Source organism: Staphylococcus lutrae, from assembly GCF_002101335.1.
In the GTDB taxonomy this organism is placed as follows: Bacteria; Bacillota; Bacilli; order Staphylococcales; family Staphylococcaceae; genus Staphylococcus; species Staphylococcus lutrae.
The window spans coordinates 552,911-566,963 of the sequence record NZ_CP020773.1; the positions used below are offsets into that span (position 1 = coordinate 552,911).

Here is a 14,053-nt window from a genome sequence, read left to right on the forward strand (position 1 = left end):
TAAATACACTAAATAAGGAGGCAATACAATTGAGTTTCTACCAACAAATGAATGGTATTTCTTAAAAATAATGAACCCCCTCTCAACAAGGTATAGATGATACTTGTTAGAGGGGGTTCATTATTTTTAAGTGTCTAAGCCCATTTTTTCTTCTACTACTTTTGCAATACGTTCTGCAAAGCCATGTGCATCTTCGTCTGTTTTAGCTTCTACCATGACACGTACGAGTGGTTCTGTACCTGATGGGCGCACTAAAATACGACCTTCGTCATTCATTTCCGCTTCAACTTCCGCAATCACAGCTTTAACTTCTTGATTCTCTTCCACACCATATTTATCAGATACGCGGATGTTAATCAGAGATTGAGGATACTTCTTCATTTGAGCTGCCAATTCACTTAACTTCTTACCAGAACGTTTAACAACAGCTGCCAATTGAACACCTGTCAATAGACCATCACCCGTCGTATTGTAATCCATTAAAACGATGTGCCCCGATTGCTCACCACCTAAATTGTAATGACCTCGACGCATTTCTTCTACGACATAACGGTCTCCCACTTTGGTTTGATTGGATTGAATCCCTTCTGCTTCTAATGCTTTGTAGAAACCTAAGTTACTCATCACTGTGGACACAATCATATTATCATTCAATTCTTGATTTTTCGCCATCTCTTGTCCGATAACAAACATAATTTGGTCACCATCGACAATTTGACCTTTTTCATCGACTGCGATTAATCGGTCCCCATCACCATCAAATGCTAAGCCAAAATCACATTCATTATCGACAACTTTTTGTGCTAACGCTTGTGGATGTGTAGATCCTGTTTCATCATTAATATTGTAACCATCTGGATTACAGCCAATTGTCACTGTATCTGCTTCAAGGTCACCGAATAAAAATGGTGCTAGTGCTGCTGTTGAACCGTGTGCACCGTCCAACGCAATTTTTAACCCTTCTAAATTCACTTCTATCGTCGATTTCAAATAACTTAAATATTTTTGAGCGCCTTCAAAATAGTCGGAAATATGGACAAGATCCGTACCAGTTGGGCGCGGTAAATCTGGATGATCTTGATCGAGTAATTGTTCAATTTCGTTTTCTTGTTCGTCTGATAGTTTGAAACCATCTGAACCAAAAAACTTAATACCATTGTCCGCTACCGGATTATGTGAAGCTGAAATCATCACACCTAATTCTGCATCCATTTCTCTCGTTAAATAAGCAACACCCGGAGTAGAAATCACGCCTAAACGCATGACTTCAGCGCCTATTGACACGAGTCCAGCAATCAATGCATTCTCTAACATTTCTCCTGACACGCGTGTATCTTTTCCGACGAGTACACGAGGATGTTTTTTGTGTTCATTATGTGCTAAAACATAACCACCATAACGTCCTAACTTAAACGCTAATTCAGGTGTGAGTTCTTGGTTAGCAACGCCTCTTACACCGTCTGTACCAAAATATTTACCCATAAATCATATCTCCTTTTATGTTCATTCATTATTCAACTTTTATCTTTGCTTTTAAAGCTTCTGGTTTGGCATCTGTCACATTTTTCGGCAAATCTAATTTGACTTCTTTTTCTGTATCAGATGAAATACCGTTGACATCCACTTCACCAGTAATTTCAGATATATTGGCTAAATCTTGACGGTTACCTATAATTTCAATCGTATCAGAATCGACATCAATATCAGAAACCTTTAAGCCATTTGCAGGCGTCCCTTTTAAAGACACTTCCAGTTTCACCTTTTTGGAATACGGTTCAACTTCTGTCGTTAATGTCACCGTCGAAGGTACGACTTGGACATCGAGCTTATTCATATTTTTATCGAATACAAATACATTTGCTTCTCCTGTTGTTTTATCCGAAATATTATTTTCGTTACGGTAGCTGGCTTTCACAAATGCAATCCGATCCAATTGGGCCTTACCTCCCGTAATTTTAACCGTTTCTGGTGACACAGTTGTTTCTTTAATTTTGTAGTTTGGATGGATTGAATATGGACTGACATTCGGCTCAACATTATAAGTTCTCGTTTCCTTTTTTTCAACAGATAAGGTCACTTCTTTCGGATAAACACGATAATTGATGTCTTTGTCTAATCCACGGACTTGAAAACCGACTGTATATTCACCTGGCTGTGTATTTGAAGCATCTAATACGACTTTAAAGTCCTCAATTTTTTGTGCTCGTAATACTTTGGATTGCGGACCAGTGAGCTCGACATCTACAGTATCAGGTGCACCCGAAATATAAAGGCTATTGTCATTGTTAATCACTTCAACAGCGACATTTTTAATCGTTTTATTACCATCATTCGATACATTGTCCGTACTAAATGCATCTCCCAATACATGATTGACTGACAAGAAGAGTAATAATGCTAAGATTAAGGCTGTAAAACGTAAACCCCATTTTGATTCCAACATTTACTTCATACCTTTCTTTCCAAAGTGTGCACCGAACCAATGCTCAGATAACAGTTCTTCAAAGACTTCTGGTGAAATATCTTTTCTGAGTTTCCCATCAAATGTCACTGAAATAGACCCTGTCTCCTCTGATACAACCACTGTAAAAGCATCAGAAACTTCAGAAATACCAACCGCTGCACGATGACGTGTTCCAAGGCTTTTAGCAATTTTGGGGCTGTCTGACAGCGGTAAATAACTGGCAGCAGTCGCAATTTTGTCCCCTTGTATAATCATCGCACCATCATGTAAAGGCGTATTTGGAATAAAAACATTCGTTAAAAGCTCTTGTGAGATATCAGAATGCATCGGTATACCTGTCTCTATGTAATCCTGTAGCCCTGTTTCTTTTTCAAAAACGATGAGCGCCCCAATTCGTCGCTTTGCCATATACTGTACAGCCTTTGATACAGCATCCACGAGCTTTGGTACTTCAACAGTAGATGTCGCCGAATAACGTTTGAACAAACTCCCTCTTCCAAGTTGCTCTAACGCACGTCTGATTTCTGGTTGAAAGATGACAATAATGGCTAAAAATCCCCATTGCAAGACCAAATCAAACAATCTTGAAGTTGTCGTAAGTTGTAAATATTCACTTACCGCTTTCCCCACAAGTATGAATAATATCCCTTTTAATAATTGAATTGCTTTCGTCCCTTTAAAGACTGTAATCAGTAAATAAATGACATACCATACAATTAATAAATCTAGAATACCTGTGATAACCTCAAGCGTACTTAAATTTTCAAAGAGGTGTGTGATTTGCATAGTATCTCCTCCGGTAATCTATTCCCATGCCCTATATTATACCAATGTTAATCTCAGTTTGTCATATAGGAGTATGATGAAATCGCATTTAAATTTTCATATTTACGTATTGCTTAAAGGGACCTCTGTTTTACTGTTGATCATTATGTATACTTTTCCCTATTTCTCTTAATATTCTCCATTTCAAAGTAAGGATAGTAGTGGCGACCGTCTCTGCTATAGATGTCTACATGTCTCGACAGACTTGTACAAAAGTCCGATGAAGCACAGACAACATCAAACGAGGTGAATACGTGCACGTTCACCTCGTTTGATCTAGATAAGACTAGCGCTTATCCGATTGAATATGACGCGTTTACAATAACGTTTCTCCAAAGAATGAGCCGAGTAATGCGACCGCTTGCTCTGCAGTCCGATTTTCTCTATCTAATAACGGATTGACTTCCACAATATCCATTGACGTAATCAATCCTGAAGCATTTAACAATTCTAACGCGTAGTGGCTTTCCCGATAAGTTAACCCTCCCGAAACTTTAGTGCCTGTACCTGGTGTTTCATTTGGATCTAATGCATCAACATCTAATGATAAATGAACGCCGTCTGTTTTATCTTTCAAATACGCAATACTTTCTTCAATTATAGGACGTATACCTCGTTCATCAATGTCGGCCATTGTATACGTTCTAATTTGATGTTGTTTGATATAGGCCCGTTCCCCATAATCCAAATCTCGCATACCGATAAGGACAATATTTTCAGGTTTCACTTTCGGCATAAAACCACCGAGTTGAACTAATTGTGAATCCCCTTCACCAGCCAAAATGCGAAGTGGCATGCCATGGACATTTCCAGAAGGTGATTCTTCAGGGACATTTAAGTCACCATGGGCATCATACCAAATAACGCCTAATTGCTGATAATGTTCTGCTACTCCGGAAATAGAACCAATCGCTAACGAATGATCTCCGCCAAGAATAACTGGAAAATGGTTTTGACGAATACTTTCCGATACTTTATCTTTTAACGCTTTAGAAAATGTAAGAATTTCCTCATAGTTTTGTAATCCCTCTTGTTGAGAGGTGAATTTCTCAATATCTACTCGAGGTGCTTCAACATTTCCTGAATCAATGACTTGATGCCCTATACGTTTTAATCTTGGTAATGCACCTGCATAACGAATTGCATCTGGACCTAAATCAACCCCTAATTTCTTTTGTCCAAAAGTTGTTGGTGCACCGATAAGTTCTATTGTCTTATCCATTTGCCTCGCCCCTTCATTATCGTTTATCTGATGCGGTTAAACTACCCCTTTGTTCTTATTTAACACACATACAATGTCAGAATAATATTTTAAAGACTTAAATTCAAGTCAGGTATCATTTGTACAAACAGCTCGTATTCAACTATATGTTATTTTATGAATTTTTATTTAGTAAAAACGAGGAGAATCGGTTTTTTTATTTATGAAAACGATATTTTTATGCATTAAAAATATATCTTATTATCGATATTCAAAATACATCTAGGAAAACAAACCACACATGATATTGATAAAAAACGCGCTTTTGAATAAGACATCACATACATAATGATGAAAATAGGAGAGTCGGAATGAAGACTTTAGAGAGAAGGAAACCATCGCTTGTTGACGCCACTTTTTGATCAAAATAAAAAACCTTATTCAATGAAGAATAAGGTTTGATAGTGAGCCATAGAGGATTTGAACCTCTGACCCTCTGATTAAAAGTCAGATGCTCTACCAGCTGAGCTAATGGCTCTTGGCTGGGCTAGCTGGATTCGAACCAGCGAGTGACGGAGTCAAAGTCCGTTGCCTTACCGCTTGGCTATAGCCCATAAACAATGGTGGAGGGGGGCAGATTCGAACTGCCGAACCCGAAGGAGCGGATTTACAGTCCGCCGCGTTTAGCCACTTCGCTACCCCTCCGTATGTATGAAATTTAAAATGGTGGAGAATGACGGGTTCGAACCGCCGACCCTCTGCTTGTAAGGCAGATGCTCTCCCAGCTGAGCTAATTCTCCATATTTGAAATGACCCCTACGGGACTCGAACCCGTGTTACCGCCGTGAAAGGGCGGTGTCTTAACCGCTTGACCAAGGGGCCATGGCTCCACAGGTAGGACTCGAACCTACGACCGATCGGTTAACAGCCGATAGCTCTACCACTGAGCTACTGTGGAATAATTTGAACCTGGCACCGTCCTACTCTCGCGGAACGTAAGTCCGACTACCATCGGCGCTAAAGAGCTTAACTTCTGTGTTCGGCATGGGAACAGGTGTGACCTCTTTGCCATTGGCACCAGATTCATCATATTGAATGTGTATACATTCAAAACTAGATAGTAAGTATCGTATTTATCAATAAAACCTAATGAACATCATTTTGATTAAGTCTTCGATCGATTAGTATTCGTCAGCTCCACGTATCGCTACGCTTCCACATCGAACCTATTCACCTCATCATCTTTGAGGGATCTTATAACCGAAGTTGGGAAATCTCATCTCGAGGGGGGCTTCATGCTTAGATGCTTTCAGCACTTATCCCGTCCATACATAGCTACCCAGCGATGCCGTTGGCACGACAACTGGTACACCAGAGGTATGTCCATCCCGGTCCTCTCGTACTAAGGACAGCGCCTCTCAAATTTCCTACGCCCACGACGGATAGGGACCGAACTGTCTCACGACGTTCTGAACCCAGCTCGCGTACCGCTTTAATGGGCGAACAGCCCAACCCTTGGGACCGACTACAGCCCCAGGATGCGATGAGCCGACATCGAGGTGCCAAACCTCCCCGTCGATGTGAACTCTTGGGGGAGATAAGCCTGTTATCCCCGGGGTAGCTTTTATCCGTTGAGCGATGGCCCTTCCATGCGGAACCACCGGATCACTAAGTCCGTCTTTCGACCCTGCTCGACTTGTAGGTCTCGCAGTCAAGCTCCCTTATGCCTTTACACTCTATGAATGATTTCCAACCATTCTGAGGGAACCTTTGAGCGCCTCCGTTACTCTTTAGGAGGCGACCGCCCCAGTCAAACTGCCCGCCTGACACTGTCTCCCAGCACGATAAGTGCTGCGGGTTAGAAATCCAATACAATGAGGGTAGTATCCCACCAACGCCTCCACGTAAGCTAGCGCTCACGTCTCTCAGGCTCCTACCTATCCTGTACAAACTGTACCGAATTTCAATATCAGGCTACAGTAAAGCTCCACGGGGTCTTTCCGTCCTGTCGCGGGTAACCGGCATCTTCACCGGTACTATGATTTCACCGAGTCTCTCGTTGAGACAGTGCCCAAATCGTTACGCCTTTCGTGCGGGTCGGAACTTACCCGACAAGGAATTTCGCTACCTTAGGACCGTTATAGTTACGGCCGCCGTTTACTGGGGCTTCGATTCGTAGCTTCGCAGATGCTAACCACTCCTCTTAACCTTCCAGCACCGGGCAGGCGTCAGCCCCTATACGTCACCTTACGGTTTAGCAGAGACCTGTGTTTTTGATAAACAGTCGCTTGGGCCTATTCACTGCGGCTCTTCAGAGCGTGAACCCCAAAGAGCACCCCTTCTCCCGAAGTTACGGGGTCATTTTGCCGAGTTCCTTAACGAGAGTTCGCTCGCTCACCTTAGAATTCTCATCTTGACTACCTGTGTCGGTTTGCGGTACGGGCACCCTGATTCTAGCTAGAGGCTTTTCTTGGCAGTGTGAAATCAACGACTCGAGGAACAAGTTCCTCTCCCCATCACAGCTCAATCTTAAGAGTGCCGGATTTGCCTAACACTCAATCTCACTGCTTAGACGTGCACTCCAACAGCACGCTTCGCCTATCCTACTGCGTCCCCCCATCGCTTAAAGCGAATCATGGTGGTACAGGAATATCAACCTGTTATCCATCGCCTACGCCTTTCGGCCTCAGCTTAGGACCCGACTAACCCAGAGCGGACGAGCCTTCCTCTGGAAACCTTAGTCAATCGGTGGACGGGATTCTCACCCGTCTTTCGCTACTCACACCGGCATTCTCACTTCTAAGCGCTCCACATGTCCTTGCGATCATGCTTCGACGCCCTTAGAACGCTCTCCTACCATTGTCCAAAGGACAATCCACAGCTTCGGTAATATGTTTAGCCCCGGTACATTTTCGGCGCAGTGTCACTCGACTAGTGAGCTATTACGCACTCTTTAAATGATGGCTGCTTCTAAGCCAACATCCTAGTTGTCTGGGCAACGCCACATCCTTTTCCACTTAACATATATTTTGGGACCTTAGCTGGTGGTCTGGGCTGTTTCCCTTTCGAACATGGACCTTATCACCCACGTTCTGACTCCCAAGTTAAATTATTTGGCATTCGGAGTTTGTCTGAATTCGGTAACCCGAGAGGGGCCCCTCGTCCAAACAGTGCTCTACCTCCAATAATCATCACTTGAGGCTAGCCCTAAAGCTATTTCGGAGAGAACCAGCTATCTCCAAGTTCGATTGGAATTTCTCCGCTACCCTCAGTTCATCCGCTCACTTTTCAACGTAAGTCGGTTCGGTCCTCCATTCAGTGTTACCTGAACTTCAACCTGACCAAGGGTAGATCACCTGGTTTCGGGTCTACGACCAAATACTCATTCGCCCTATTCAGACTCGCTTTCGCTACGGCTCCACATTTTCTGCTTAACCTTGCATCAGATCGTAACTCGCCGGTTCATTCTACAAAAGGCACGCCATCACCCATTAACGGGCTCTGACTACTTGTAAGCACACGGTTTCAAGTTCTCTTTCACTCCCCTTCCGGGGTACTTTTCACCTTTCCCTCACGGTACTGGTTCACTATCGGTCACTAGAGAGTATTTAGCCTTAGGAGATGGTCCTCCCAGATTCCGACGGAATTTCACGTGCTCCGTCGTACTCAGGATCCACTCAAGAGAGAATTTGTTTTCGACTACAGGATTATTACCTTCTCTGATTAACCTTTCCAGGTTATTCGTCTAACAAATTCTTTTGTAACTCCGTATAGAGTGTCCTACAACCCCAACAAGCAAGCTTGTTGGTTTGGGCTCTTCCCGTTTCGCTCGCCGCTACTCAGGGAATCGATTTTTCTTTCTCTTCCTCCGGGTACTAAGATGTTTCAGTTCTCCGGGTCTGCCTTCTTGCATGCTATGTATTCACATGCAGATAACACGACATAACTCGTGCTGGGTTTCCCCATTCGGAAATCTCTGGATCAACGCTTACTTACAGCTCCCCAAAGCATATCGTCGTTAGTAACGTCCTTCATCGGCTTCTAGTGCCAAGGCATCCACCGTGCGCCCTTAATAACTTAATCTGTTATTAATTATGTGAGTCGTTTTTCAACGACTAGCGATTCATTTTTTGTTTCAAGCTTTTAAACGCTTGTCACTCGGTTTTGCTTGGTAAAATCAATACTTACTTATCTAGTTTTCAATGTACAAATCATTCTGAATCCTCAAATGGATGAGCATTCAAAACTGAATACAATATGTCACGTTAATCCGCTATCACCTATTGGTGATATTCCGTAATTATCCTTAGAAAGGAGGTGATCCAGCCGCACCTTCCGATACGGCTACCTTGTTACGACTTCACCCCAATCATTTGTCCCACCTTCGACGGCTAGCTCCAAAATGGTTACTCCACCGGCTTCGGGTGTTACAAACTCTCGTGGTGTGACGGGCGGTGTGTACAAGACCCGGGAACGTATTCACCGTAGCATGCTGATCTACGATTACTAGCGATTCCAGCTTCATGTAGTCGAGTTGCAGACTACAATCCGAACTGAGAACAACTTTATGGGATTTGCTTGACCTCGCGGTTTCGCTGCCCTTTGTATTGTCCATTGTAGCACGTGTGTAGCCCAAATCATAAGGGGCATGATGATTTGACGTCATCCCCACCTTCCTCCGGTTTGTCACCGGCAGTCAACTTAGAGTGCCCAACTAAATGATGGCAACTAAGTTCAAGGGTTGCGCTCGTTGCGGGACTTAACCCAACATCTCACGACACGAGCTGACGACAACCATGCACCACCTGTCACTTTGTCCTCCGAAGAGGAAAACTCTATCTCTAGAGCGGTCAAAGGATGTCAAGATTTGGTAAGGTTCTTCGCGTTGCTTCGAATTAAACCACATGCTCCACCGCTTGTGCGGGTCCCCGTCAATTCCTTTGAGTTTCAGTCTTGCGACCGTACTCCCCAGGCGGAGTGCTTAATGCGTTAGCTGCAGCACTAAGGGGCGGAAACCCCCTAACACTTAGCACTCATCGTTTACGGCGTGGACTACCAGGGTATCTAATCCTGTTTGATCCCCACGCTTTCGCACATCAGCGTCAGTTGCAGACCAGAAAGCCGCCTTCGCCACTGGTGTTCCTCCATATCTCTGCGCATTTCACCGCTACACATGGAATTCCACTTTCCTCTTCTGCACTCAAGTTTTCCAGTTTCCAATGACCCTCCACGGTTGAGCCGTGGGCTTTCACATCAGACTTAAAAAACCGCCTACGCGCGCTTTACGCCCAATAATTCCGGATAACGCTTGCCACCTACGTATTACCGCGGCTGCTGGCACGTAGTTAGCCGTGGCTTTCTGGTTAGGTACCGTCAAGATGTGCATAGTGACTTACACATGTGTTCTTCCCTAACAACAGAGCTTTACGATCCGAAGACCTTCATCACTCACGCGGCGTTGCTCCGTCAGGCTTTCGCCCATTGCGGAAGATTCCCTACTGCTGCCTCCCGTAGGAGTCTGGACCGTGTCTCAGTTCCAGTGTGGCCGATCACCCTCTCAGGTCGGCTACGTATCGTCGCCTTGGTGAGCCGTTACCTCACCAACTAGCTAATACGGCGCGGGTCCATCTATAAGTGACAGCAGAACCGTCTTTCACTGTTGAACCATGCGGTTCAACATATTATCCGGCATTAGCCCCGGTTTCCCGGAGTTATTCCAGTCTTATAGGTAGGTTACCCACGTGTTACTCACCCGTCCGCCGCTAACGTCAAAGGAGCAAGCTCCTCATCTGTTCGCTCGACTTGCATGTATTAGGCACGCCGCCAGCGTTCATCCTGAGCCAGGATCAAACTCTCCATAAAAGAAGTAAGCTTGATATAGCTCGTTGATTGTTTAAGTCAATCACTCTCGAAAGTACTGTTGAAGTACTCAAAATTATCGGAATTAACGTTGACATATTGTCATTCAGTTTTCAATGTTCATCTCGTTTTGTTAGCTAAGTTTACTATATCTTTACTTAATTAACAAGACTTTTACTATTTTAACTTCATTCAAAAATAATTGCAACAGTAAATTTTACACCATTCAAAAACTTTTGAATTAAATTTGTTTGCCGTTTTCAGCGACTTTTATATCTTACCACTGAAAGAATGGATTGTCAATAAGAAATGTTTTATATTTTTGATTTCTTATTTTCTACGAACAATTCATTTCGCTCACAAGAATATATTGTATACAGGTCACAAAGAAAATGCAACCCCTTTTTTCATTTTTTATCGAAAATGATTTTGATTAAATCAAACACACGTCAAACCCTTTTCTCTGACAATTGTAAAGCGGCGATTAATGAAATCCCACATTCAATTTCTAGGTTAACTTATCTATACTTATTGGGTCACGTCACTTAAGAAAAGTGCCCCCCATTTCTAAAACAACTGCTTTCCCGTTCTCCTTTTACTCGAAGCAATCGAAATCAAAGAAAATCGTAGCTCATCACAGGCTTGATACCGAGTTGAAAAGGGAGAAAACAAGCCTTTAATACGTCAAACATGACAGCTTCTCCTCCCCCTTTCGAAATCATTATATGCTTTCAACTTTCTCAATGTCGGCTATCCTTGATTCACCGCTTCTATTTATACAGCAACAAAAACATAGAAATGCGGGAAAATACATGCAGATATGCACCATGCTGGATCACTTTTTGAAGTGCTGCTACTTTTGTGTCATCTCAATCACTTTTTCGGCGATATCTTGATAGATTTGACCTAAGTGATCCTCAGGTTGATAAATTGAAGGTGAGAAGTCGGCAGGTTTCCATGATGGTTGCTCTAATGGAAGCTGGCCTAACAAGTCTGTTTTCAATTCATCAGCTAATTTTTGACCGCCACCTTTACCGAAAATGTATGCTTTTTCTCCAGTTTCTTTACTTTCAAAATAAGACATATTTTCAATTACACCTAGAATAGAGTGTTCAGTATGTTTCGCCATCGCTCCTGCTCTTGCGGCTACAAAGGCTGCTGTTGGATGAGGCGTTGTTACGATAATTTCCTTACTAGATGGCAACATCGTATGGACATCTAATGCCACATCTCCCGTCCCTGGAGGTAAATCTAATAGTAAATAATCTAAATCTCCCCACTTCACCTCAGTAAAAAAGTTAGTCAACATTTTACCAAGCATCGGTCCGCGCCAAATGACTGGTGCATTTTCTTCAACAAAGAATGCCATTGAAATGACTTTTACACCGTGACGTTCAACAGGAATGACCGTTTTCCCCTCAATGCCTGGCTTTTCATCAATACCCATCATATCAGGGACACTGAAACCATAAATATCAGCATCGATTAATCCTACACGTTTCCCTGCTCTCGCTAAGGCGACAGCAAGGTTGACAGCAACGGTTGACTTCCCAACACCGCCTTTACCTGATGCAATCGCAATAAATTCTAAATCATTGCCTTGCGCCAGCATTGATTCAATGGTTTGACGTTCTTCCTTTTGTGTTCCTGTATACTGTTTGACTTTTTCTTCAGGTAACGTTTCAAATCGGATACCTACCGTTTTCGCACCTTGCTCCTTTAATTTTTCAACAATCGCCATTTGGAGCTCAAGTTGAGGTTGTCCCCCTAGTTGTGCCATTGCGACTTTCACACTGACATGCGCTTTTTCTTCTTTGATTGAAACTTCAATCACTCCGCCAGTTTCTTTTAATGGAACGTTGATTGTAGGGTCGTTGATTTCTCCAACAAATGCTTTTGCTTGTTCAACTGTTAACACTTCCGACATCTCCTTTTGTATACACTTTATTCATAAGTTTAACAAAATTTATCGGCAATGCCTAAAGTAAAAACCTTATATTTTACGAAAAGTCGCTTTGACATCGCCTATATTCAAAAACATTGCTTATGCCTTCAACATATCGACTCAAAATATAAATAAAAAAGCATCAAGCATACGATCATTTTTATCACTCAAAGCTTGAATTTCAGCTCCGAGAGTTGATGATCCTTGAATGCTCAATGCTTATATTTTAGTTGGCGACACGTCGATTTCTTTTTGCCTTTCCTTTATCTTGTTCATATATAAAGAAGCTTATAATCAAACCGATCAAAATAAATCCCGATGTAACGTAAAATGCTAAATCAACACCGTGCGCCATCGCTTCACGACTAATCATTGCTGGCGCGACACTTTTATCCGGTACATACAGACCTGCCCCTAAACTCATTAAAGTCACCATGAGCGCTGTGCCCATTGAACCAGAAATCGTACGTAACGTATTCATAATTGCTGTGCCATGAGAGACCATGTCATTAGGCAATGCATTGATACCTGCTGTGTTCAACGGCATCATCAACAATGAGACCGAGAACAAACGAACAGTAAACACGATAATGACGTACAGGTAAGAAGTGTGCGCGGTCAATTGAGCCATCATCAAGGTTGTTATCAGTAATATGATAAAACCAGGAATAACGAGCACTCTAGCCCCCACCTTATCATATAGACGACCCGTGACAACTGACATCACACCATTAATGACAGCACCTGGTAAAACGACCAATCCAGAAAGTAACGCTGTAAGCCCCAATCCATTTTGAACATAGACTGGAATAAGCAATGCTGGACCTACCATTGACGTAAACACAATCATCGACGCGATAGAAGTCAATGTAAACGTTCGTGTACGAAATGCTGTTAACCTTAAGATCGGGTTGTCGATACGAAGTTGACGCAAAATGAAAACAGCCACAACAACGACCCCGATTATTAAACTCATAATAACTATCCAATCATTAAAACCACGTGTACCTGCAACACTAAAACCATAAAGTAAAATACCAAATCCTAGTGTTGAGAGCATCACTGAAGCTTTGTCCAATACCACTTCTTTTGTATCGCTAAAGTTGCGCATGAAAATCAATCCAAAAATAAACCCGATGACTGATACGACGACAACGACGAATAACGGTGCACGCCAAGAAAAGTGGTCAACAAGCAATCCTGACAACGTCGGTCCAATGGCGGGTGCAAATTGGATAACGAGTCCGGATAATCCCATTGCAAAGCCTCGCTGATCTTTAGGAAACAACGTAAACAATGTAAACTGACTCAGCGGCATAATAACACCGGCACCCATTGCTTGAATCACACGGGCAGTCATTAGCAATGGAAATGTTGGTGCTAATGATGCCGTAATAGAACCTACCACGAAGATACCCATTGCAGTTAAATACAATGTTCTTGTCGGTATTCTATCCATTAAATAAGCTGTTAATGGAATCATTATCCCATTTACAAGCATAAAGCCCGTCACTAACCATTGTGACGTACTTTCATGAATATTAAGCCCTCTCATAATACTAGGGAGCGCCGTATTCAATAAAGTTTGGTTTAATATTGCGATAAAAGCACTAATTAAAATAACAGCAATAATAATATTTCTTTGCTTTTTATCGATCTGAACACCTTCATGCATTCATTTTTCCTCCTCCACACACTCATATACAAGGATTTATTTTACGACTAAAAAGTTAGCTTGGCAAAGTTTTTGTTTCAACAA

6 protein-coding genes, 6 tRNA genes and 3 rRNA genes are annotated in these 14,053 nt (G+C 42.6%); all 15 read right to left on the minus strand.

What is annotated here, in order from left to right; translation table 11 throughout:
* Nucleotides 1-126: 126 nt before the first annotated feature.
* Entirely contained in the window at nt 127-1,482 is a 1,356-nt protein-coding gene (glmM, locus tag B5P37_RS02760; RefSeq protein WP_085236802.1) for a phosphoglucosamine mutase, read from the minus strand.
* 28 nt (nt 1,483-1,510) lie between these two features.
* Nucleotides 1,511-2,443 (minus strand): CdaR family protein, encoded by a 933-nt coding sequence (locus B5P37_RS02765; protein ID WP_085236803.1) that lies wholly within the window; start codon nt 2,441-2,443, stop codon nt 1,511-1,513.
* The gene (cdaA, locus tag B5P37_RS02770) at nt 2,444-3,250 is read right to left on the minus strand and encodes a diadenylate cyclase CdaA (protein ID WP_085236804.1); all 807 of its coding nucleotides are present in this window, start codon (nt 3,248-3,250) and stop codon (nt 2,444-2,446) included.
* A 355-nt stretch (nt 3,251-3,605) separates the two neighbouring features.
* A complete protein-coding gene (gene rocF, locus B5P37_RS02775) occupies nt 3,606-4,511 on the minus strand; it encodes an arginase (protein ID WP_085236805.1) in 906 nt (301 codons plus the stop codon).
* A 444-nt stretch (nt 4,512-4,955) separates the two neighbouring features.
* Nucleotides 4,956-5,028 (minus strand) — tRNA-Lys (locus tag B5P37_RS02780).
* A 1-nt stretch (nt 5,029) separates the two neighbouring features.
* A tRNA-Gln gene (locus B5P37_RS02785) sits at nt 5,030-5,104 on the minus strand.
* A 7-nt stretch (nt 5,105-5,111) separates the two neighbouring features.
* Nucleotides 5,112-5,195, minus strand: a tRNA-Tyr gene (locus B5P37_RS02790).
* 19 nt (nt 5,196-5,214) lie between these two features.
* Nucleotides 5,215-5,290, minus strand: a tRNA-Val gene (locus tag B5P37_RS02795).
* Nucleotides 5,291-5,300: 10 nt separating this feature from the next.
* Nucleotides 5,301-5,372: transfer RNA gene (locus B5P37_RS02800), tRNA-Glu, on the minus strand.
* Between the two features lies 1 nt (nt 5,373).
* Nucleotides 5,374-5,448: transfer RNA gene (locus tag B5P37_RS02805), tRNA-Asn, on the minus strand.
* Between the two features lie 9 nt (nt 5,449-5,457).
* Nucleotides 5,458-5,572: ribosomal RNA gene (rrf, locus tag B5P37_RS02810) — 5S ribosomal RNA — on the minus strand.
* Nucleotides 5,573-5,651: 79 nt separating this feature from the next.
* Nucleotides 5,652-8,573, minus strand: a 23S ribosomal RNA gene (locus B5P37_RS02815).
* Nucleotides 8,574-8,800: 227 nt separating this feature from the next.
* A 16S ribosomal RNA gene (locus B5P37_RS02820) occupies nt 8,801-10,352 on the minus strand.
* The 16S, 23S and 5S rRNA genes sit together here with 6 tRNA genes alongside, the layout of an rRNA operon.
* Nucleotides 10,353-11,202: 850 nt before the next feature.
* Nucleotides 11,203-12,267 (minus strand): Mrp/NBP35 family ATP-binding protein, encoded by a 1,065-nt coding sequence (locus tag B5P37_RS02825; RefSeq protein ID WP_085236806.1) that lies wholly within the window; start codon nt 12,265-12,267, stop codon nt 11,203-11,205.
* A gap of 253 nt (nt 12,268-12,520) precedes the next feature.
* Nucleotides 12,521-13,969, minus strand: coding sequence for an MDR family MFS transporter (locus B5P37_RS02830; protein WP_085236807.1), 1,449 nt, complete (start codon nt 13,967-13,969; stop codon nt 12,521-12,523).
* Nucleotides 13,970-14,053: the final 84 nt, after the last annotated feature.